The sequence below is a fragment of the Ruegeria sp. BG10 genome, assembly GCF_056538575.1.
The window spans coordinates 1,450,091-1,471,967 of the sequence record NZ_JBQFTI010000001.1 but is presented as its reverse complement, the minus strand read 5'-3'; the positions used below and the strand labels follow the sequence as shown (position 1 = coordinate 1,471,967).

Below are 21,877 nucleotides of genomic sequence, written 5' to 3'. Positions count from 1 at the left end.
GCGGGGATATTTCCAGCCAGATGCAGGATCAAGTGCTTTGTGCCATGCGTTGCGCCAGTTTCAGGGCTTCGATCAGGCTGGTGGGGTTGGCGATGCCTTTGCCCGCGATGTCCAGCGCGGTGCCGTGATCAGGCGAGGTGCGGATGAAAGGAAGCCCGAGCGTCACGTTTACGCCACGGTCGAAATCCAGCGTCTTGATCGGGATCAGCGCCTGATCGTGATACATCGCAATGGCCGCGTCATAGTGCGCGCGCGCCGCCGCGTGAAACAGAGTGTCCGCAGGGTGGGGTCCGGTGACCGTATAGGCATCGGTCGGCAAACCGGCGATCAGCGGCGCGATCCACTCCAGTTCTTCCTGTCCCATTTTCCCGCCTTCGCCGGCATGCGGGTTCAGCCCGGCAACCGCGATGCGCGGATGGTTGATGCCGAACCGGTCGCGCAAACCCTCGGCAGTGATGTTGATCGTGTCGCGCAACAGGTCCGGGGTCAGGGCCGAGGGCACTTCGGACAAGGCGATATGGATGGTTGCCGGCACCACGCGCAATTGTTCGCTGGCCAGCATCATAACAACCCGGTCGCACCCAGCCAGCGCGGCCAGAAACTCGGTATGCCCGGGAAAGGCGAACCCGGCACCATCGATCAGCGCCTTTTTGTGGATCGGTGCGGTACAGAGCGCCGAGGCCGCCCCGGATTGTACCAGCGATACGCCCCGTTCAATGGCGGCAACGACCGATGGCGCATTGCCCGGATCGGGCTGTCCGGGGACGTTCGGGGCCGGGAAATCCACCTGCAGCACCGGAAGGGCCGAGGTGCTGGCTTCGAGGGCCTCAGACGGCTGGGATATACGCACGACAGGGGTGTCCTGCGGCAGGTGACCTGCGTCGCCGATGTAGAAGAACGGGCAGGTGTTTCGTAGTTCCGACCACGCTTTGGCTGCCAGTTCGGGCCCTATTCCGGCAGGGTCACCGCAGCTGAGCGCGATCGGGGTCGTCATTGCTCGACAATGGTTGCGTCGGCCCGCAGCTGTTGCAGCAGGCTTTCGGCAAATGCCTGAAGACGCTGCTGGGTAAGTGCATTGGCCACGTCCGCGCGCGAGGTTTCCTCGCCGCGATCAATGGTCCGGGTGCAGAGCATCAGGAACACCAGCGTCTGACCGTTGTTGCGGGTCAGCGCGGTCGACACTTCGTTCAGGTCCAGCTTGGCCAGTTCCAGCGCGACGTCGCGGGGAATCTCGGAAGGGCTGGCTTCGATCCGGTCCAGCACCTCGGGCGGCTGATCCTTGGCGATTCCATAGAGGTCTTCGCAGGTGTCGACGTTTTCCTGAAGCCTGGCGGCCTGCGCTAGCGTTTCAGCGCTGCGCCCACCGGGCAGGTAGTACATGGCGTAGTCGACATTGGAATAGCGCGGTGCGCCTGACGCCACTTCGCGCAGACCACGCATCTGGAACAGGGCGATGGCGTTGGGAAGGGCCAGAGGCTGAGTGATATCGCCGTTCTGCAGGCCGAGGATCACCGGTTGCAGGGCCGGGGGCAGGTTTGTCAGGTTCAGCCAGTCCAGCCGGCCGCCATTGTCGCGGGTGCCTGCGGCCGAGTATTGCGTCGCGGCGGCGGAAAACGCCTCAAAACCTTCGATCTGTGCAATCTCGTCCGCCAGAAGCTGGGCCTGGGCCAGGGTTTGCTGATTCACCGGGATGATGATCTCGGACAACAGCACCTGCAGGCCACCACCACCGGCCTGTCCCAGTGCGCGGTTGATCTCCTCCTCGCTCGGGCGGGCCTGCGACAGGAAACGCGCGCTGATATAGTCGCGCCATGACAGCTGATCGGCGACAAAATCGCGGACGGTTTCCCGATCGACGCCTTCCTCGGCCAGCAATTGCAGGAACTGGTCGGTCGAAAGCTGACCGCGCGTTGCAAACTCATCGATGCCGAGCTGAATATCTTCAGGCGCCACCTCTATACCCGCCTCGCGCATGGCCTGTTTGCGCAGGCGATCGTCGATCAGGGACTGGCGCACTTCGTCTTCGGATGCGCCTGGCGCGCCGAGGGCGGACAGAAACTGCAGCCGCTGGTCCAGTTCGTACCAGGTGACGATGTCCTGATTCACCTTGATCGCGGGCGAAAACGGACTTTGCGCGCTCGACTGCTGGGCCATCATTGACAGCGCCACGGCGCTGAGTGCCGACACAACCGGCTTAAGCCGGCCGGGACGAATGAAACGGGAGAAACCTGAAATCAACTGCATCTTCTCTTGTACTTTTGACCGCCACTTTCAACGGAGTATCCTGTCAGGGCTACGGTAAAGCCGAATTCGGTCGAAGGCTCAATACTTGATGAAGAAGTAAAGCGCCTGCTGACGGTCATGTTAACCTGAACACATTCATTCTGATACGTCACGCCCAGCCCGTATCGCAACGGTTCGGATTCACTCAGGTCATAGCGCGCCGAGGCGCGCGTCAGCCAGTTCTGATCTACGGCGTAGCGCCCTGTCAGCCGGATTTCCGAAATCTCGTCATCGACGTTTTCCGCGGGATCGGGTTCCTGCCAGACGTAGCTGCCTGTCAGGCCCACATCCTCTTGCCGCCAGGCTGCGGCCACTTCCGCTTTGGCAAAGCTGAAATCGCCGTTCATCAGGCCACGGCCTGCCAGAGACCAGCCATTGGCCGTTTTCAACTGACCGGCAAGCAATATGTCCGAGGCCGTCCCCTGCAGTCCCGAAGTCAGGTTGAAATTGGGGTCTGCATCCGCCCGAAACACCTGTCCGATCGTGGCGAGGGCGCGCCAACCTTTGGGTCCGTATCTGGACCAGTTGACGCCAATGACACCGGTCAGGCTGTCTTCGCGGCGGTCCGGTGCGGGAAAGCGGGAAAGGGACAGAAGGTTGCCCTGATCGAATTCCTGAAAGGTGCTTTCGTCGTTCGGAACATCGGTATCGGTCACATGGGTCCAGCCGACCTGTGCGATCGGCTCCAGGATCTGGGTTGCCCCGGTCTTCTCCCGCCGCCGCATCGGGTATCGCAAGGTCAAAGCGGCGCGAGGCGTGGCGCGGGTGACCTGATCCGGAAATGCGCTGTCGTGGCGTATGTTGAACGTGTCCACCGCCGCGCCAGCACGCGCCTCAGCCCGCAGCCCCGAAGCAAAGGTCCAACTGCGCAACCATTCCGCGTCGAAAGTCGCGCGGGCAATATCGCGGCCGACAATATCATCGTCGCTGGTGCGCTCATGGGCATGCGTGATGAAGCCAAGCCTGACTTCGCCACCCAATGCCTGCGGAAAGTACCGTTTTTGATAGTACAGGTCGAAAATACGCGACGGGATTTCGTCCTGCTCCTCACTGTCGCGCAGCGTCTTGTAATGGATGAAACTGGTTCGGAAGGCGGTATCCCGCTTGATCCTTTCCAGCGCGACCTCGCTGCGCAGGCGGTCAAAATCGGGCAGGCCATAGTCGGCCAGATAGGCGTCGTCGGATGTTGTCTTGAAATCAAACGTCAAACGAAAGTCGTTCTTAAGGTTGAACCAGCCGTTTGCGAACAGATAGCCGCGATCTTCACCCTTTTCGAGGTCGTCGCGGGTAAAGGCGCCCTCGAATTGAATGCGCCCCCGCTTGAAGGCCTGCCGGTATCGGTAGCCCAGGGTTCGTGTCTTGGACGAGACATAAGGCGTCAGAGTCAGGTCTTTGTGGTCACCCAGTTTAAAGAAATACGGCACCTGAACGCCGGTTCCCAGTTGCGACGTGGTCCGTATCGACGGAACCAGAAAGCCGGTTGCCCGGTCCAGCGTCGGATCCGGAAGACGCAGATAGGGCAGATAGAAAACCGGCACGTCCAGCACACGGAACTGGGCGCCTTCGAAATAGAGCTGACGCTCCAGTTGGTCATGCGTGACCTTTCGGGCGCGGATTTGCCAGAGCGGCGGCTTGCCGTTGGCGCAGACATGGCACGAAGTGGCGGACACCTTGCTGAATTGCGTGTACCGGCCTGCCGCGCGCGTGGCCTGAACCGATCCGATCTGAACCTGCTGGTCAAAAACCATACGGGCGCCGATCAGAAGCCCGTTCTGAATTCCTTCATCCAGTTCCGCCGAATCCGCCAATAAGGTCGTCTCACCGCCCTGATCTATGCGGACAGGCCCCTCCAGACTCAGTTGTCCAGTATCCCGATCATAACTGATACGGTCGGCAGTGATTTTGATATCGCCCTGAAAGGCTTCGACATTGCCTTCCGCCACCAGCACGTTGTCGGGAGTGATGAACACAGTGTCCGCAACCAGCAAGGCGGGCAGGTCTTCCTGATCCGTTGATTGGGCCGGACCCGCGGCGGGCCTTTTCTGAGCCTGGCCAGCAGACGGCAGTGCCAGTGCCACAGCGCCGGACAGCAACAGGCAGGCGATCAATCGCATTAACCGTCCTCCGCGTGCAGCAAGAGGCCGAGCGACAGCAGGATGGCTGCAAAGGGCGGGGCCCAGGCCGCGACGAAGATTGGCAATTGACCGTTTTCCCCCAGAATTTGGGCAAAGTTGCGTACGAAATAGATGGAAAACCCCAGAAGAACTGCGGTCAATACTGCAATCCCGGTGCCGCCAAATCTTACGTGGCGCATGGTAAAGGCGGCGCCGATCAGAACCATCGCCATCAGGAAGAATGGCCGCGCCAGTTGAACCTGTAGCCAGACTTCGTATTGCTTGGTGGAAAACCCGGCTTCGCGCAGGTCGCGGATCAGCTCCGGCAGATCATAGACTGACACGGAGTTCTGCTGGCCCAGCGTGTCCAAAATGCGCTGACGCGTCAGCGTCGTGGGGACCTCGATGCGCTTGTGCTCGACAGCGTTGACCTCTGGGTTCACATCATCTTCCAGCGGCCAGATTTTGGCGTCGTCAAGCACCCAGTTGCCATTCTTGAGTTCCGCCCTTCTGGCATAGATCTGCTGTGTCGGTCTGCCATCGCGAGAGAAAGTGGTGATCGTCACACGATTCAGCTGCAGCGTGTCGCCGTTCCTGGTGCCACGGGCATGGATCACGGACTGACCATTTTCCGAGCCCTGCCGCAGCCACAGCCCCTCGCTGCTGATCGACAGGGCCGAGCCGCCGTCATTGCGGTAGGAATCCGCCAGTCGCTGATATTCTTCAGAGGTGGCGGCGGCGATCGGGTTCAGCAGCGTCACCGCCAGGGCACCGATGATCAGGGCAAGCGTCACCGGGGCCAGCAGGGCGCGTATGCCCGAGCGGCCGATGGCGCGGGTTACCACCAGTTCGGAGCTGCGTGCCAGACCCACAAACAGCGCAATCGTGGACAGGATGACAAGCAAAGGCAGCATTTCGCTGATGGCGGCTGGCGTGTTGAGCAAGGTCAGGTGCAACACCCGGCCAAAGGACAGGTCCACCGAGTCGAAACGGCGCGCCTGTTCGATAAGATCGATCAGAATCAGCAAAGTCAGAAAGATGCCGCCAATGACCAGAAAGCTCTGGATGAATCGGCGGGCGAAATAGCGGTCGAGGATCACGAAGTTCCCTCCGCCCCGACCCGGCAAAGATGGGCAGGGGTGGTGCGCAGGCCAGAATCACTGCTGCCTGCGCCGCTGCGCAATGGCTTATGCCTGCCCTGTCTCGCCAATTCGTTCTCCCCCGATCCTGCCGGAATTTTTCCGGGACTGTAATGCAATTGGTGGGCGGGGAAAACTGCTATCTGGTCAAGCCGCGCGGTGCGGGCTAGGTCTTGGGGAACAGATTTTGAGGAGTTTGCAATGAGCAGTCTTGTACCGATCAGCTTTCAGGCCTTTGACGTGGACGCAATGGCGCAGGTCGAAGGGCGCGTCGCCATCATCATTCCGTCGGACGGCAAGATGAGCCCGGCCGCGCGCCGGGCCAATCGCCTGACCCGCGGCGCTGTGGCGCGGCTGGTTGAAAGCGAGCGGTTCGAAAAGGTGAAGACCGGCGACGTGATCTCGCTGGCATGGCCGGGTGGCATGGCGGCCGAGGCGCTGGATATTCTGGTCCTGCCGCGCCGCCCCGAACCGGCGGAGGCCCGCAAAGGGGGCGCCGCGCTGGCCAAGCTGGCCGGACGCAAAAGCTTGCTGGTGATGGCGGGCAATCAGGTCAGAACCGAGGATCTGGCCATGGGCATCGCCCTGCGCAGCTATGATTTCGACGCCCATAAAACCAAGGAGTCCGATGAGGCCGGGGCCATGACCATCAGCCATCAGAAGGCGGACGAGGTCGAAGCGGCCTTTGCCCCGCATTATGCCGTGGCAGATGGCGTGCGGATGACGCGCGATCTGACCAACGAGCCTGCGAATGTGCTGACCACCACCGAATTCGCCGACCGGCTGGACGAGATGAAATCGCTGGGGCTTGAGGTCGAGGTTCTGGAAGAAGACAAGCTGGCCGAGTTGGGCATGCGGACGCTGCTGAGCGTCGGGCAGGGCTCGGACAGCCCGTCGAAAGTGGTCGTGATGCAGTGGAAGGGCGGCGACAAGGACGAGGCTCCGCTGGCTCTGATCGGGAAGGGTGTGGTGTTCGATACCGGTGGCATCTCGCTGAAACCCGCCGGTGGCATGGAAGACATGACCATGGATATGGGCGGCGCAGGCGTCGTCGCGGGCACCATGCGCGCGCTGGCCAAACGCAAGGCCAAGGCCAATGTCGTGGGTCTGGTTGGGCTGGTCGAGAACATGCCCTCAGGCAACGCCACCCGTCCCGGCGATGTGGTAAAGTCGATGAAAGGCGATACCGTCGAGATCATCAACACCGACGCCGAGGGCCGTTTGGTTCTGTGCGACGTGATGTGGTACGCGCAAGAGCGGTTCCAGCCCGTCGGTATGATCGATCTGGCCACCCTGACCGGCGCGGTCATTGTCGGGCTGGGGCATGAGAACGCCGGGGTCTTTTCGAACAATGACACATTCTGCGAGGCGTTTCTGAAGGCGGCAAAGGCCGAGGATGAAGGCGCATGGCGGATGCCGCTGGGCAAAGCCTATGACGATCTGCTGAAATCGCGCATTGCCGACATGAAGAATGTCGGCGGACGCCCGGCAGGGTCGATCACGGCCGCGCAGTTCCTGCAGCGCTTTGTCAAAGAGGAGACCCCCTGGATTCACCTGGATATCGCGGGTGTCGCCTCGGTTTCGACGGAAACATCGTATGCGCCCAAAGGTGCAACCGGATGGGGCGTTCGTGCGCTGAGCCGGCTGGTGCAGGACAATTTCGAGTAAACCCATGGGGGCTGTCTATTTCTATCACCTGACCCGTCAACCGCTTGAGCAGACCCTGCCCGTTCTGCTCGACAAGGCGCGGCAAGCCGGGTGGAAGATCGCCGTGCGGGGCACTGATCCTGCACGGATGGACTGGCTGGATGAAAAACTATGGCTGGGACCCGATGACGGGTTCCTGCCACATGGTCGCGCAGGGGGCGCGCATGACGCGGCGCAACCAATTCTACTGACGACCGAGGCTCTGGCCGCTAATGAGCCCGCCTGCGTCATGGCGGTGGACGGGGCACTTGTCGACCCGGATGAGGTCGCGGCGCTGGAGCGGGTCTGTATCCTGTTCGACGGAAATGACGGCGCGGCCGTGCAGCACGCGCGACAGCAATGGAAAACGCTGACCGGCGCAGGCTGCACCGCGCAATACTGGTCCGAGGAATCGGGCCGTTGGGAAAAGAAGGCCGAGGCATAGCCGCTGCCTTCTAAGCATATCTCAGGAGGGTGAAGGATGGAGCTGAAGCCGTTGGGCCGCACCGGTATCATGGTGACGGACCTGTGTTTGGGCACGATGACCTTTGGCACGCAAACGTCCCAGGCGGATGCGCATGTGCAAATGGACATGGCGCTGGAGGCCGGGATCAATTTCGTCGATGCCGCCGAGATGTATCCGGTAAACCCGATCTCGAAAGAAACCGTGGGCCGGACCGAGGAAATTCTGGGCAACTGGAATGCCGCAAACCAGGCGCGACGGGGCGATTACGTGCTGGCGACCAAGCATTCGGGAGCCGGGTTCATGCATGCGCGCGACGGCGCGCCGATTTCAGCACAGACGATACCCGATGCGGTCGAGGGATCGCTGCGGCGACTGCGGACGGATTGCATCGACCTTTATCAGTTCCACTGGCCGAACCGCGGCAGCTATATGTTCCGGCAGAACTGGACCTATGCGCCATCCGGGCACAACACCGACGAAGTTCTGGACAATATGCAGGAATGTCTGGAGGCCCTGAAGACGCAGGTGGACAAGGGCAATATCCGCGCCTTTGGCCTGTCGAACGAAAGCGCGTGGGGCACGGCGCAGTGGTTGCGACTGGCAGAGGCCGGCAATGCCCCAAGGGTAGCCTCGGTGCAGAACGAATACTCGCTGCTGTGCCGTCATTTCGATACGGATATGGCGGAACTCAGCGTTCATGAGGATGTGGGCCTGATGGCCTTTTCGCCATTGGCCGCCGGTTTTCTGACCGGGAAATATCAGGGCGGGGCGGTGCCTGCGGGGTCGCGGATGTCGCTGGTTCCGGAAATGGGCGGGCGCAAATATGTGCGCGTGTTCGACGCGGTCGCGGCCTATCTCGAAATTGCTGCGCGTCACGATCTGGACCCGGTCCACATGGCGCTGGCCTGGTGCCGGACGAGGCCATTCATGATGTCGTCGATCTTTGGTGCAACTACCGTGGGGCAGTTGGAGCATATTCTGGCCGGAAAGGATCTGCGGTTACCTGCCGATGTTCTGGCCGAGATCGGTGAGGCGCATCGCGCCCATCCGATGCCATTTTAGGGGGCTCTGCCCCCGCCGTGCGCTGCACGGCTCCCCCGAGGTATTTTTTTGGCCAGATGAAGGATCCGGTCAGTGATGGGTGGGGTGTGCCCTGTCCTGACGCAGGTCGCGGGCGGACAGGCCGTGCGCGGTGCGGAAGGCGCGGGCAAAGCTGGATTGTGAGGCAAAGCCGGTGGCCAGTGCCACGTCCATCAGCGGCATCTCGGTGTCGGTGACCAGCCGTCGCGCTTCGGCCAGCCGCAGTTGCAGGTAGTGATCCTGCGGCGTGGTATTCAGGCGCAGGCGGAATTGCTGCTGCAGGGTGCGCGGGCTGGTGCCCAGCGCATCGGCGATGTCTGCCAGTGGCAGAGGGTCGTCCAGAGAGGACTCCATCAGCGTGTTGGCCTTCGCCGTCAGCGCCGTATGGCGGTGCGGTGCACCGGTGCGGCTTTGCGGTTTGGACGGCGCGGGCGCGCCATCATAGAGGAACAGTCCCGCCACCCGCGCGGCGAAACCCGCGCCATGGCGCGCGGCGATAATCTGCAGCATCATTTCCACGGCCGGGATCGCCCCGCCCGAAGTCAGGCGGTTACCGGAGACGGTAAAGCGATCGGGGCGCACGTCCACCTCGGGGAAACGGGCGGCGAAATTGTCGAGGTCTTCCCAATGGGTGGTGGCGGCGTGGCCGTTCAACAGACCGGCCTCGGCCAGCAACCAGGGCCCGCCGTCGATCCCGGCCATGGTGGCACCTGTGGCCGCGATGCGGCGCAGACCGGCCAACAGGCTGGGGGTGGCGTGGCGCGCCAGTTGGAACCCGGCCACAACGATCATCAGGTCGCACCCTTGCAGACGGGCCAGCGGAATGCCGGGAACGCGCAAGGCGCTGGTCAGCATGGCCGGTTCCGCGGCGGCGGTCACATAGTCCCAGTCAAACGCCGGACGGTCCGCCAGACGGTTGGCCGCGCGCATCGGGTCGACGGCGGACGCAAAGCTGAGCGTGTTGCAGTCATCCAGCACCAGAACCGCCGTTTTCAGGGCGCGATGTTCGGGCTGAAGTATGTTTTTTGCGGATTTCATCAAGTCTGATTCGTATTCTGGCAAGTGTTTCCCCAAGGCTGCGTCAGAGTCCGGTTGGAAAGCAAATCGGAATCCGTGGAGAAGCCTGGGGAAAACCCAGGGCGAAACCGGGTATAACTTGGGGAAAACACGATGCCTCTAGAAATGAACCGCGACGTCTTCATTACCTGTGCTGTTACAGGGTCGGGCAGCACGCAGGATCGCAGCCCGCATGTGCCGCGCTCGCCGCAGCGGATTGCCGACAGCGCGATTGCAGCCGCCAAGGCAGGGGCGGCCGTGGTGCACTGCCATGTGCGCGACCCCGAGACCGGCGCGCCAAGCCGTCGGCTGGACCTGTACCGCGAAGTAACCGAGCGCATTCGTGAGGCTGAGGTGGATGTCGTGCTGAACCTGACCGCAGGGATGGGCGGAGATATGGTGTTTGGCCCGACCGAGTCGCCTCTGCCTCTGCGCGAGGACGGCACGGACATGATCGGCGCGGCGGCGCGGGTCGAGCATGTGGCGGAATGTTTGCCCGAGATTTGCACCCTTGACTGCGGCACGATGAACTTTGCCGAGGCCGATTATGTCATGACCAACACACCGGGCATGTTGCAGGCGATGGGACGGATGATGACCCATATGGGTGTGAAGCCCGAGATCGAGGCCTTTGACACCGGGCATCTGTGGTATGCCAAACAACTAGTGAAGGACGGGGTGCTGGACAGCCCGGCGCTGGTGCAACTGTGCATGGGCGTGCCCTGGGGCGCGCCGGACGACCTGAACACTTTCATGGCGATGGTGAACAACGTACCGGATGACTGGACCTTCAGCGCGTTCTCGCTGGGGCGCAACCAGATGGCCTATGTGGCGGCCTCGGTGCTGGCGGGCGGCAACGTGCGCGTGGGGTTGGAGGACAACCTGTGGCTGGGCAAAGGCGTGCTGGCCGAGAACTGGCAACTTGTGGAACGCGCCGGGACGATCATTGAGAATATGGGCGCTCGGGTGATTGGTCCGCAGGAGGTGCGTGAAAAGCTGGGTCTGGTGAAACGCGCGCCAGTTGCGAAGTAAGTGAAGCGCAGGAGCCGTATTCAACCTTTTGGGACAATGCCTGCCGCCGCGCAGCGCGGCCCGGTCCGGAATACGGACCGGACACAGACAGTTTGAGGTCAGGACATGAAGACAGCAGCGATCATTGGTGGTGGCGTAATCGGCGGTGGATGGGCCGCGCGATTTCTGCTGAACGGCTGGGATGTAAGGGTGTTCGACCCGGACCCGGAAGCCGGGCGAAAGATTGGTGAGGTTCTGGACAACGCACGTCGTTCTCTGCCGGGGCTGAGCGATGTGCCCCTGCCGCCCGAGGGGGCTCTGACTTTCCATGCAGACATGGCCGAGGCGGTTCAAGGTGCTGTGTGGATACAGGAAAGTGTGCCCGAACGTCTGGACCTGAAACTGAAGGTTTACAAAGGGTTGCAGGCGGCCTGCGATCCCGGCGCGATCATCGGTTCGTCGACGAGCGGATTCAAACCCTCGGAACTGCAAGAGGGCGCCTTGCGACCGGAACAGATCGTCGTGACGCATCCGTTCAATCCGGTTTACCTGTTGCCGCTGATTGAGCTGGTGCCCACGGACAAGAACCCGCCCGAGCTTGTAGAGCGCGCAAGGGACCTGTTGAAGTCGGTCGGGTTTTTCCCGCTGCACGTCCGGAAAGAGATCGACGCCCATATTGCTGACAGGTTTCTTGAGGCTGTCTGGCGCGAGGCGTTATGGCTGGTCAAGGACGGGATTGCGACGACAGAAGAGGTCGACGAAGCCATCCGGATGGGGTTCGGGATTCGCTGGGCGCAGATGGGTTTGTTCGAGACCTATCGCGTGGCCGGCGGCGAAGCCGGAATGCGGCACTTCATGGCGCAATTCGGGCCGGCGCTGAAATGGCCGTGGACCAAGCTGATGGATGTTCCCGAATTCACTGATGAACTGGTGGACATGATTGCCGATCAGTCCGATGCGCAGTCGGGGATGCATTCGATTCGCGAGCTTGAGCGCATCCGCGACAACAACCTTGTTGGCATGATGCGCGCGCTCAAGGCGCAGGATTATGGCGCGGGGGCTGTGCTGAACCAGCATGATGCGCTGTTGAAACCCGGTGCCTTGCCGACATTGGAACAGGCAGACCTGAGCCAGCCGATCCTGACGCAGTCCCGGGCCGTACCGTTGGACTGGACCGACTATAATGGCCATATGAACGAGGCGAAATATGTCGAGGCATTCGCCGCAGCAACCGACCGGTTCATGGAAATCATCGGCTGCGATGCGGATTACATTGCCTCGGGTGGCAGCTATTTCACGGCCGAAAACCACATCCGTTATGTTGACGAGGTACACGCAGGCGCAAAGATCGAGGTGCGGACGCAGATGTTACTGGGGCAGGGGAAGAAACTGCACGTCTTCCACAGCATGTATGAGGGCGACAAGCTGCTGGCGACCGGCGAAAGCTTTCTGCTGCATGTCAGTCTGGAGACGCGCCGGCCCAGTGCGCCGTCCCCTGAAATCGAGGCGGCGATGGCCCGGATCGCCAAGGCGCAAGCCGGGTTGCCGTATCCGGATGGCGCGGGTGCCGCCATCCGTAAACCGGCATGAGCGGGCGCGTTCTGATCACCGCCGGGGCTTCGGGCCTTGGGCGGGCGATGGCCGACGCCTTTGATGCGTCCGGGGCAAAGGTCTGGGTGGCCGATGTCGATGAGGCGGCGCTGTCGGGCTGTCCGGACCATTGGCGACGATCCGCGGTGAACGTCACCGACGAGGGTGCCGTGGCTGAGTTGTTCCGGGATGTTGAGGCCCACTGGGGAGGGCTGGACACTCTGTGCGCAAATGCCGGCACCGCGGGCCCCACGGCATTGATCGAGGATGTGGCGCTGTCGGATTGGCAAAGCTGCCTTGCGGTCAATCTGGAAGGCGCGTTCCTATGTTCGAAACACGCCGCGCCGATCCTGAAACGACAACGCAGCGGTGTGGTTCTGATCACCTCGTCCACCGCCGGGCAATACGGCTATCCCAACCGCGCGCCTTATGCGGCGGCGAAATGGGGGGTGATCGGGCTGGGCAAAACGCTGGCGATGGAGCTTGGCGCATTTGGGGTGCGCTGCAACGTGATCTGCCCCGGCGCCGTGGAAGGCCCGCGGATGGAAGGCGTGCTGTCCCGCGAGGCGGCCGCCAAGGGCATGACGCGGGAACAGGTTTATGAAGGTTATGCCGCCGGCACCTCGATGGGGCGCTTTGTCGAAGGGCGGGACATCGCCAATATGGCCGTATTCCTCGCCTCGGACGCGGCGCGGCTGGTATCGGGTCAGGTGATCGCCGTGGACGGCCATACCGTGAATCCTGACCCGAAAATCTAGGCGCAATCAGCCCTGATTTGGCCCCCGGATCTGGCGGATGGTTTGACGGACCGCCTGCCAGTCCTGAGCTTGCTGCATATTCCCGGCGGCTTCGCATTCACGCATTTTCTGCGCGGCTTCCGCCTCGGCCCGGTCGCCATGAGCGGTATACAGGGCGCGTGCGTATTGAGCGGTTTGTAGTGCGTCCATTCCTATCGTCCTCCGTCTGTGATCGGAACGCCCGAAGGTTCGCGCCGGACGACGATAGCACAAGATGGGTCGGTGCGCATACTCAACTCTGCGACTGGCCGGAAATTGCTTGTCGCACCGTTTGCAGATGGTCCGTGAAGTCCCGCGCGGTCAGATCGGCCTCGCGCACAAGGCGGTCGAAATGGCGGGTGAAGGTTTCGATTCTGTCCCGGTCGCGAAAGGCCATGTAGTGACTGCCCGCATAGAATACGCATAGCAGCGGGCCGAAAATCGTCACCGGGGCGGAATACAGGCGTTTTGCGTCGAACAGATAGATGCGCAGGCGGGGATAAAGCTGCTGGCAAAGCTCCAGCAGGTGGTCGATCTGTTCCAGTCGCGTGGCGAGGCTCAGCCCCTCATAATACCCTGTGGCATGGGCAAAGCTGTCGAATTCGTAAAGCGGCATAGCGATTTCATAGTCGGATTGCGCCGCGCGCATCCATGTCAACCGGTCGGCCGAGGCGCCGATGGCCTGGTTCGCCGTTCGACCCAGATGCAATGAATATTCCCATTCCAGCACCGCGCGGGTCTTTAACATGTCGGGCAAAGTCGCTGGAACATAACGGATTTTGTATCCTGCGGCCTCCTGATGCCATTCGAAAATACGTTCATCCACAAGGGCGCGGGGCGCCTCGGTCATGGTCAGCGAGCTGGCCAGCAATTCGGCGGCGCTTTCCGGGCGATCCGACAGGCTGAGCAGCCAGTCCGCTGACACACCCAGCGCCGAAGCGCAGCTGCCCACCACATGGGCATTTGGCAGGCGCGCGCCGTCATCGGTCAGAAGTTGGGATACGGTCGAGCGGTCCACGCCCACGCGTCGCGCCAGCGCGCTTTGGCTGACATTCCTGTCTTCCATCGCGCGGGCAAGTCGAAAGCGAAACTGGGCGGCGCGGTCACGTTTGTCGATTTTTTCCTGCATCTGGTGATCTTTATCACAGATGATGAATTTTGTTAATCATATTCAGAATTTTCAACCCGTCCTGAATCCGCAATTCTTAAAACATAACAATAATATGGGTGACGGAATGGAGACACGGCGCAGATCGGTCGTGAAAGCGGTGCTGTGGAATGCGATGGGCCTGGTCGTAATGACCGTGGTGGGCCTGATCGCCACGGGTTCCGCTGCGATTGGCGGGACACTGGCAGTTACAAATACAGTAATCGGACTGACCTTATACCTCGTTTACGAACGGATCTGGGCAGGGATCTCGTGGGGTCGAAATGTCTGAGCGTGCAGGTCCCGAGTGGGGCACGTTCGCCCTGATTCTGGCCTGTTACGGCGCTTGGGTGGCAGTGATCTTCACGCTGCCGGTCTGGCTGGCGGTACCTGCGATGGGGCTGGTCGCGGCCATGCATTCCTCATTGACGCATGAGGTGTTGCACGGGCACCCGTTCCGCCGGCAATGGCTGAACGAGGCGTTGATGGCATTGCCGTTGACACTTTTCATCCCGTTTAACCGGTTTCGGGACCTGCATCTGGCGCATCACCGCGATGCAACCCTGACCGACCCTTATGATGATCCGGAATCAAACTATTTCGACCCCAAGGTCTGGAATCGTCTGCCGGGCTGGCAACGGCAATTGCTGGCGATGAACAACACGCTGATGGGGCGCATCCTGCTGGGCCCTGCGATAAGTCAGGTCCTCTTTCTGCGAACCGAGCTGCGCGGAGCCTTGCGGGGAAACCGAGATATCCTGCTGGCATGGGCGCTGCACCTGCCCGGTGTAGTCGCTGTACTATGGATCGTGTCGCAGTCTGCCATGCCGGTCTGGGCCTATGTCGTCGCTGCGTATATCGGGCTGGGGCTGGTCAAGATCAGGACCTTCCTTGAACATCGCGCGCATGACAAATCCCGGGCCCGAACGGTCATTGTGGAAGACCGCGGACCTTTGGCATTTTTGTTTCTGAACAACAACCTGCACGTCGTTCATCACATGAATCCCTCGGCGCCGTGGTATCGGTTGCCAGCGCTCTATCGTGCAGGAAAAGATCGGTATCTGGCCACCAACGAGGCTTATGTTTACCGGTCCTACGCGCAGATATTCCGCGCCTATTTCTGGCGGGCCAAAGACCCGGTGGCGCATCCGCTCTGGCCAAAAAGGTGATTTGGCGACACAAGTGACCGCATGAGTTTGTGGATTCCCGTCACCATTGCCGCCGCCTCGTTCCAGACGGTGCGGTTCATGCTGCAAAAGTCGCTCAGTACCACGCGGTTGACCGCCGCCGGAGCGACATTTGCAAGATTTGCCTATTCGATGCCTCTGGCGGTATGCGCGCTGCTGGTTGCCCTTCAACTGACCGGATTCAGCCTGCCGGTGCTGACTGGGTGGTTTTGGGTGTACGCGATCATCGGCGGCACAACCCAAATCCTGGCAACGATCTGCGTTGTTGCCCTGTTCAAGCAACGCAACTTTGCCGTCGGGATCACCTTCAAAAAGACCGAGGTCATACAGACCGCGATCGTCGGCTTTCTGGTGCTGGGCGATCAGGTATCAAGCGGCGCTTTGGCGGCCATTATACTGGGACTGGTGGCGGTGTTGCTGTTGTCGAAGAATCCCGGAGGCGACGGGATCTGGTGGAAACACCTGACCAACCGCGCATCCCGGCTGGGACTGGGTTCGGGGGTTCTGTTCGCCTTTTCCTCGGTCGGGTATCGCGGCGCGTCGCTGGAGCTGGGTGACGGCGACGCCTGGTTTCGCGCATTGGTTACGCTGGCCGTGGTCGTTACCTTCCAGTTCCTCAGCATGGCCCTGTGGCTGTTGTGGCGGGACCGGGCCGAGCTGCGCGCGGTGTGGGACACCCGGTGCACGGGTGTCTTCGTGGGTGTGACCAGCCTGTGCGGATCGTTCTGCTGGTTCTTCGCGTTCACGTTGCAGAACGCCGCCTATGTGAAGGCGTTGGGGCAGATCGAATTGATTTTCAGCCTCGTGGCCTCGATCCTGTTCTTCCGCGAGGCAATCACCCGGCGAGAGATCGCCGGGATGGCCATGCTTGGTGCGTCCATTCTGGCGCTGGTGTTGGCGATTTAGCCCGCTCGGCGCTCATCAAAGCTGAGAGCGATAAAACTGGGCAGGTGATCACCCATTCCCACAACGGCAGGACCGTTGTCATCGCGACGGCCGCGGCCCTTGGACTCCTTGTCCTTGCGGCGGTCGCCTTTTTTGCCTTCGTTCTTTCTGCTGTCCGACGGTCTGGACTTTTTCTCGGGCCTCGGTGTCTCGGCCTTGGGCTCGTCCTTGACCGGGTTTTCGATCCGCGGAATTTCCTTCTGGATCAGCTTTTCGATCGCATCCAGAGCCTTTTCATCGCGACCAGAGCAGATCGTGATTGCCTTGCCCTCGCGTCCCGCACGACCGGTGCGGCCGATGCGGTGAACGTAATCCTCGGCATGGCCTGGAACGTCGAAGTTGAACACATGGCTGACGGAGGGAATGTCCAGGCCCCGCGCGGCCACGTCCGAGGCGACCAGCAGGCGCAGTGAGCCGTCGCGGAAGCCGTCCAGCGTTTTCATGCGCTGCGACTGATCCAGATCACCATGAATGGCGGCTGCGTTATAGCCGTATTTCTTCAGCGACTTCGCGCAGATATCCACATCCGTCTTGCGGTTGCAGAAGATGATCGCGTTGGTGCACTTTTCGCCCTCGGCGTCGATCAGCGCGCGCAGAACATTGCGTTTGTTGCTGGCCTCACGGTCGCGGCGACCGCCTTTGAACATGACCACGCCCTGTTCGATGGTCTCGGACGCGGTGGCCTGACGCGCAACCTCGATCCGGGCAGGGGCGGACAGGAAAGTGTCGGTGATCCGCTCGATCTCGGACGCCATGGTGGCCGAGAAAAACAGGGTCTGGCGGGTGAAAGGCGTCAGCGAGAAGATGCGTTCGATATCGGGTATGAACCCCATATCCAGCATCCGGTCGGCCTCATCCACCACCATGATCTGCACGCCGGTCAGCAACAGCTTGCCACGTTCGAAATGGTCGAGCAGACGGCCCGGCGTAGCGATCAGCACGTCGACACCCCGGTCGATCAGTGCATCTTGTTCCTTGAAGCTGACGCCGCCGATCAACAGCGCCTTGGTCAGCTTTACATTTTTGGCATAGGTGTCGAAGTTTTCGGCCACCTGCGCGGCCAGTTCCCGCGTCGGGCACAGCACCAGCGAACGGGGCATGCGCGCCCGCGCGCGACCGCGCGCCAGCAGCGTGATCATCGGCAGCGTGAAGCTGGCGGTTTTGCCGGTGCCGGTCTGCGCAATACCCAGCACGTCGCGGCCTTCAAGCGCAGGCGGGATGGCACCTTCCTGGATCGGAGTAGGGGTTTCGTATCCGGCTTCCTCAATGGCTTTGAGGACCTTCGGGTTCAGGTTCAGTTCGTTAAATTTTGTCATGTATGTCCGGTTCATGCGGACACTAGACCTGGCCCGCGCGTCAGAGGTTTGCCGGGCCCGGATGGCCATGCGGTGTTATGCGCATTGCGGCTTGGACGGGGACATAACAAAATCGTTGGTCGGGGTCAAATGAAGACACTTTAACCTGACCCCGGTCCGGTGAACTGGAGATTTTGCGCAACAATTCAGACACTTCCGGGAAAGTGTTTCCTGAGTTTCCGGTCCAGTTCCAAAGGGCGGTGCCGGATCATGCCCAGATCCATGAGGCGCGCATGCACGTTTGGGTCCGCCCCGCTTAACTCATCGAAAAACGCGCGCAGGCCGTCCATGCCATCTTCTGCCTCGATCCAGCTGAGCAGTTCGTTCATGTTCATTCCACCATGTTCACGCGGAACATTGGGGGACATGCCGGGTTGATACGATCCGCGCTCAAGGCGGAACCGATAATGGCTCAACCAGTGTTCCCAATCCGTGGCGTGCCGATGGCAAAGGTCGACGTCAGAGAGCTCGACTTTGCAGGGCAGCAGCTCTCCGCTTTGAAAGATGTTGTGAATGCGGAAGTTTATTTTCGGCAATCCTGTGCGCACAAACAACTTGCCCTGCACATGACTGAAGAACCCACCCAGCACAAAGGCGCCGTAGTTGGGATAGAGCGACTGCACGATCTTGTCGCGGTCCTTCCCGGTTGGAATATAGGCCTTATACAAGTCCGCATTTCCAGCCATCGCTTCAATCGGTCGGACACGAACGCCTGGAATATGGTCGGGGATTTCGGCCAGCAGGTCCGCGATTGGGGTTTCCGTCCAAAGAAATTCGTCCAGATCAATATGCGCAAGCCAGTCTACATCTGCCTTGCGATACGTGAAAGTGGCATTCGCGGTTTGGCGAACCTGATGCCGTTCTGGCTTTTCCCGCTTTCGATTGGCCCAGAACCCGTCGTCGCAATTTCGGACCTCAACCTTCGGGTGCTTGTTAAGCGTATTGAAGGCTTTGGGGTTGGGTTCGTCCAGATAGATGTAAACCCTGTCGACCCCGATATCGAGATGATGGGCCACAAAACTCAGGATGTCCGGGGCGGAACCCCGGACCGTCGAAACGATGCCCCAGGTTGGAGGCCTATCCGCCATTCGCGGCTTTGAGGTCAATCACGTCATCATCTCTTTGGTCGCCGTCAGGTTCAACTCGGGGTAATCGCGCACGACCCGGTCGATATCCCATTGCAGGCGCGTCAGATAGACGATGTCGCCGTCGTGATCATGGGCGATGTGCTGCTTGTTGGCGTTGACGAACTTGTCGACCTCAACCTTGTCGCCACTGACCCAGCGGGCCGAGGTGAATTGCGAGGCTTCGAATCGGACCGGCAGGCCGTATTCCATCTCAATCCGGCTGGCGAGCACTTCGAATTGCAGCGCGCCGACAACGCCGACGATAAAGCCTGACCCGATGGAGGGTTTGAACACCTTCGCCGCACCTTCTTCGGCAAACTGCATCAGCGCTTTTTCCAGATGCTTGGCTTTCATCGGATCACCCGCCCGGACCCCTTGAAGCAATTCCGGCGCGAAAGAGGGGATGCCGGTCACGCGCAGCGCTTCGCCCTCGGTCAGCGTGTCGCCGATACGCAACTGACCGTGGTTGGGAATGCCGATGATGTCACCGGCCCAGGCTTCTTCGGCCAGTTCCCGGTCGGAGGCGAGGAACAACACCGGGTTCGATATTGCCATCGGCTTTTTCGACCGCACATGGGTCAGCTTCATGCCACGCTTGAAATGGCCCGACGCCATGCGGACAAAGGCCACCCGGTCGCGGTGCTTGGGGTCCATATTGGCCTGCACTTTGAAGACGAACCCGGCGACCTTTTTCTCATCCGGCGCGATCTGGCGCGGCTGCGCCGATTGAACCTGCGGCTGCGGGCCATAAGCGCCGATACCCTCCATCAGTTCTTTCACACCGAAGGAGTTGATCGCCGAGCCGAACCAGATCGGGGTCATATGCCCCTCAAGCACCGCCTGCGGGTCCAGCGCGGGCAACAGCTCGCGTGCCATCTCGACCTCTTCCAGCAGTTTCTCCAGTAGGTGTTCCGGCACGTGTTCGGCCAGTTTCGGGTCGTCCAGACCGTTGATCTGAATGCTTTCGGCCACCTTGTTGCGGTCGGCGCGGTCCATCAGTTCCAGCCGGTCGCGCAGCATGTCATAGCAGCCGATGAAATCCCGGCCCACACCAATCGGCCACGCGGCGGGCGTGACGTCAATGGCCAGCATTTCCTGAATTTCGTCGATGATCTCGAACGTATCGCGGCTTTCGCGATCCATTTTGTTACAGAAGGTCAGGATCGGCAGATCGCGCAGGCGGCAAACCTCGAACAGTTTCTGCGTCTGGCTTTCAACACCTTTCGCACCGTCGATCACCATCACGGCGGCATCTACGGCGGTCAGCGTGCGATAGGTATCTTCCGAGAAATCGCTGTGACCGGGCGTGTCCACCAGGTTGAAGCGGAAGTTGCGATAATCGAACGACATTGCCGAGGCGGAGACCGAAATGCCGCGATCCTTCTCCATCTGCATGAAGTCCGAGCGCGTCCGCCGCGCCTCACCCTTGGCGCGCACCTGACCGGCCATCTGAATCGCGCCGCCATACAGCAGGAACTTTTCAGTCAGCGTCGTCTTGCCCGCATCCGGGTGCGAGATGATGGCGAAGGTCCGGCGCCGGGCAATCTCGGGCGGCAAGGAGGGTTGGTTCGAGGCGGTATCAAGCATGAACGCGCGTATAGGCGGGGAATCCTGCCGAGGCAAGACAAAGGGGGTGTTCAGAATCGCCATGCTATGGCAATAAGAACATAAAGTGAACAAAAGGTGGAGTAGATCGATGAATTTGAGAGAAATTGCAGATGAATTGGTCGCCGGATGCCGGGAGAACCGGGCCAAGGAAAACCTGGCCAAACTTTACGCGCCCGATGCCGTATCGGTCGAGGCGATGGAGATGGAAGGAATGGGGCGCGAAACCCACGGTTTGGACGCCATTCGGGGCAAGCACGAATGGTGGGAAGGCGCGCATGAAGTGTCCGGCGCATCGGTCAGCGATCCGTTTCCTCATGGCGATGACCGCTTTGCCGTGATCTTCGAAGTGCAGGGCAAGGTAAAGGAAACCGGCGAGGCGTTCGATATGCGCGAGGTCGGCGTCTACCACGTCGCAAACGGCAAGATCGTGCGCGAGGAGTTCTTTTATTAACCCGTCATCGCCATTCTGGTCTTCTCCGTCTGGCCGGTGCTAGACATGCGGACAACAACGGATGGAGGGGATCAGATGGATTTGGGAATTCAGGGAAAACGCGCGCTGGTCTGTGCCAGCAGCAAAGGTCTGGGACTGGGTTGCGCCGAGGCGCTGGCCGCCGCAGGTGTTGATCTGGTGATGAACGCGCGCGGTAACGAGGCGCTGGAGGCTGAGGCCGCGCGATTGCGGTCGGAATTCGGTGTCAAAGTGCAGACCGTTGCCTGTGATGTGACCGCAGCAGACGGTCAGGCGCAGGTGATCGAAGCCGCGCAGGGTGTTGATATCCTTGTGACAAATGCCGGTGGGCCGCCGCCGGGGCTGTGGCTGGACTGGGATCGTGAGGATTTCATCAAGGCGCTGGACGCCAATATGCTAACGCCGATTGCGTTCATGAAGGCGCTGCTGCCGGGCATGATGGACAAGGGCTGGGGCCGGGTTGTGAATATCACCTCGCAATCCGTGCGGGCGCCGATCCCTGCACTGGGTCTGTCGAACGCAGCGCGGACCGGGTTGACCGGCTATGTCGCAGGGACCTCGCGGCAAGTGGCGCCGCATGGTGTGACGATCAACAACCTTCTGCCCGGAATTCACGCAACGGATCGCGCAGATTCACTGGACGGTGGCGTGGCGGCGCAAAAGGGGATTTCGATGGACGAAGCCCGGGCTGAGCGCGCAGCCACAATCCCGGCGCGACGCTATGGCACGCGCGCCGAATTCGGCGCAGCCTGCGCCTTCCTGTGTTCACAGCATGCCGGGTTCATTGTCGGTCAGAACATCCTGCTGGACGGCGGCGGCACCAATTTGACGATGTAAG

21 protein-coding genes are annotated in these 21,877 nt (G+C 61.0%); 11 read left to right on the top strand and 10 right to left on the bottom strand.

Annotated elements, in window-relative coordinates:
* Positions 1-28: 28 nt before the first annotated feature.
* Genes pdxA through lptG form a run of 4 tightly spaced genes read right to left on the bottom strand, consistent with a single transcriptional unit; the run spans position 29 to position 5,497 of the window.
* On the bottom strand, positions 29-994 hold the full coding sequence (pdxA, locus tag ACR0D8_RS07245) for a 4-hydroxythreonine-4-phosphate dehydrogenase PdxA (protein WP_480645497.1): 966 nt from the start codon (positions 992-994) through the stop codon (positions 29-31).
* Positions 991-2,244 carry a peptidylprolyl isomerase gene (locus tag ACR0D8_RS07240; protein WP_480645496.1) on the bottom strand — a complete coding sequence of 418 codons (1,254 nt, stop codon included), beginning with the start codon at positions 2,242-2,244 and terminating at the stop codon, positions 991-993. The genes pdxA and ACR0D8_RS07240 overlap by 4 nt, the downstream gene beginning before the upstream one ends.
* Positions 2,235-4,397: an LPS-assembly protein LptD gene (locus ACR0D8_RS07235; RefSeq protein WP_480645494.1), complete on the bottom strand. Its 2,163-nt coding sequence runs from the start codon at positions 4,395-4,397 to the stop codon at positions 2,235-2,237. The genes ACR0D8_RS07240 and ACR0D8_RS07235 overlap by 10 nt, the downstream gene beginning before the upstream one ends.
* On the bottom strand, positions 4,397-5,497 hold the full coding sequence (lptG, locus tag ACR0D8_RS07230; protein WP_480645493.1) for an LPS export ABC transporter permease LptG: 1,101 nt from the start codon (positions 5,495-5,497) through the stop codon (positions 4,397-4,399). Before lptG ends, ACR0D8_RS07235 begins: the two co-directional genes overlap by 1 nt.
* A gap of 240 nt (positions 5,498-5,737) precedes the next feature.
* On the opposite strand from lptG, the gene ACR0D8_RS07225 reads away from it, so the two are divergent.
* The 3 genes from ACR0D8_RS07225 to ACR0D8_RS07215 are packed head-to-tail and all read left to right on the top strand — an operon-like array spanning position 5,738 to position 8,750.
* On the top strand, positions 5,738-7,204 hold the full coding sequence (locus ACR0D8_RS07225) for a leucyl aminopeptidase (protein WP_480645492.1): 1,467 nt from the start codon (positions 5,738-5,740) through the stop codon (positions 7,202-7,204).
* A gap of 4 nt (positions 7,205-7,208) precedes the next feature.
* Positions 7,209-7,667, top strand: a complete 459-nt coding sequence (locus ACR0D8_RS07220) for a DNA polymerase III subunit chi (RefSeq protein WP_480645491.1) — start codon at positions 7,209-7,211, stop codon at positions 7,665-7,667.
* Positions 7,668-7,703: 36 nt separating this feature from the next.
* On the top strand, positions 7,704-8,750 hold the full coding sequence (locus ACR0D8_RS07215) for an aldo/keto reductase (protein WP_480645490.1): 1,047 nt from the start codon (positions 7,704-7,706) through the stop codon (positions 8,748-8,750).
* A 69-nt stretch (positions 8,751-8,819) separates the two neighbouring features.
* Here the strand turns inward: ACR0D8_RS07215 and ACR0D8_RS07210 are convergent, their stop codons facing one another.
* Entirely contained in the window at positions 8,820-9,806 is a 987-nt protein-coding gene (locus ACR0D8_RS07210; protein ID WP_480645489.1) for a GlxA family transcriptional regulator, read from the bottom strand.
* Positions 9,807-9,938: 132 nt separating this feature from the next.
* Here ACR0D8_RS07210 and bcoG point away from each other — a divergent pair, with 132 nt between their 5' ends.
* The 3 genes from bcoG to ACR0D8_RS07195 all read left to right on the top strand — a co-directional run bounded on the left by bcoG (position 9,939) and on the right by ACR0D8_RS07195 (position 13,183).
* On the top strand, positions 9,939-10,856 hold the full coding sequence (gene bcoG / locus ACR0D8_RS07205; RefSeq protein WP_480645488.1) for a 3-dehydrocarnitine:acetyl-CoA trimethylamine transferase BcoG: 918 nt from the start codon (positions 9,939-9,941) through the stop codon (positions 10,854-10,856).
* Between the two features lie 105 nt (positions 10,857-10,961).
* Positions 10,962-12,425, top strand: coding sequence for a carnitine 3-dehydrogenase (locus ACR0D8_RS07200; RefSeq protein WP_480645487.1), 1,464 nt, complete (start codon positions 10,962-10,964; stop codon positions 12,423-12,425).
* Positions 12,422-13,183: an SDR family oxidoreductase gene (locus tag ACR0D8_RS07195; RefSeq protein WP_480645486.1), complete on the top strand. Its 762-nt coding sequence runs from the start codon at positions 12,422-12,424 to the stop codon at positions 13,181-13,183. Before ACR0D8_RS07200 ends, ACR0D8_RS07195 begins: the two co-directional genes overlap by 4 nt.
* Before the next feature lie 6 nt (positions 13,184-13,189).
* Here the strand turns inward: ACR0D8_RS07195 and ACR0D8_RS07190 are convergent, their stop codons facing one another.
* Together ACR0D8_RS07190 and ACR0D8_RS07185 are read right to left on the bottom strand one after the other, a co-directional pair.
* Positions 13,190-13,372, bottom strand: coding sequence for a hypothetical protein (locus ACR0D8_RS07190; protein WP_475161233.1), 183 nt, complete (start codon positions 13,370-13,372; stop codon positions 13,190-13,192).
* Positions 13,373-13,454: 82 nt separating this feature from the next.
* Positions 13,455-14,330 (bottom strand): helix-turn-helix domain-containing protein, encoded by an 876-nt coding sequence (locus ACR0D8_RS07185; RefSeq protein WP_480645483.1) that lies wholly within the window; start codon positions 14,328-14,330, stop codon positions 13,455-13,457.
* Positions 14,331-14,436: 106 nt separating this feature from the next.
* On the opposite strand from ACR0D8_RS07185, the gene ACR0D8_RS07180 reads away from it, so the two are divergent.
* Genes ACR0D8_RS07180 through ACR0D8_RS07170 form a run of 3 tightly spaced genes read left to right on the top strand, consistent with a single transcriptional unit; the run spans position 14,437 to position 16,441 of the window.
* Positions 14,437-14,640, top strand: a complete 204-nt coding sequence (locus tag ACR0D8_RS07180; RefSeq protein ID WP_480645481.1) for a DUF2061 domain-containing protein — start codon at positions 14,437-14,439, stop codon at positions 14,638-14,640.
* Positions 14,633-15,517, top strand: coding sequence for a fatty acid desaturase (locus tag ACR0D8_RS07175; protein ID WP_480645479.1), 885 nt, complete (start codon positions 14,633-14,635; stop codon positions 15,515-15,517). Before ACR0D8_RS07180 ends, ACR0D8_RS07175 begins: the two co-directional genes overlap by 8 nt.
* Before the next feature lie 21 nt (positions 15,518-15,538).
* Positions 15,539-16,441, top strand: a complete 903-nt coding sequence (locus ACR0D8_RS07170; RefSeq protein WP_480645477.1) for an EamA family transporter — start codon at positions 15,539-15,541, stop codon at positions 16,439-16,441.
* Here ACR0D8_RS07170 and ACR0D8_RS07165 read toward each other — a convergent pair.
* The 3 genes from ACR0D8_RS07165 to ACR0D8_RS07155 all read right to left on the bottom strand — a co-directional run bounded on the left by ACR0D8_RS07165 (position 16,438) and on the right by ACR0D8_RS07155 (position 20,549).
* Complete coding sequence (locus tag ACR0D8_RS07165; RefSeq protein ID WP_475161225.1) at positions 16,438-17,796, bottom strand: DEAD/DEAH box helicase; 1,359 nt, start codon at positions 17,794-17,796, stop codon at positions 16,438-16,440. The genes ACR0D8_RS07170 and ACR0D8_RS07165 overlap by 4 nt on opposite strands.
* A gap of 185 nt (positions 17,797-17,981) precedes the next feature.
* Entirely contained in the window at positions 17,982-18,923 is a 942-nt protein-coding gene (locus tag ACR0D8_RS07160) for a glycosyltransferase family 2 protein (protein WP_480645476.1), read from the bottom strand.
* A gap of 18 nt (positions 18,924-18,941) precedes the next feature.
* Positions 18,942-20,549, bottom strand: coding sequence for a peptide chain release factor 3 (locus tag ACR0D8_RS07155; protein ID WP_480645475.1), 1,608 nt, complete (start codon positions 20,547-20,549; stop codon positions 18,942-18,944).
* A gap of 109 nt (positions 20,550-20,658) precedes the next feature.
* On the opposite strand from ACR0D8_RS07155, the gene ACR0D8_RS07150 reads away from it, so the two are divergent.
* Positions 20,659-21,021, top strand: coding sequence for a nuclear transport factor 2 family protein (locus ACR0D8_RS07150; protein ID WP_475161222.1), 363 nt, complete (start codon positions 20,659-20,661; stop codon positions 21,019-21,021).
* 75 nt (positions 21,022-21,096) lie between these two features.
* Positions 21,097-21,876 carry an SDR family oxidoreductase gene (locus tag ACR0D8_RS07145; RefSeq protein ID WP_480646367.1) on the top strand — a complete coding sequence of 260 codons (780 nt, stop codon included), beginning with the start codon at positions 21,097-21,099 and terminating at the stop codon, positions 21,874-21,876.
* Position 21,877 lies beyond the last annotated feature (1 nt).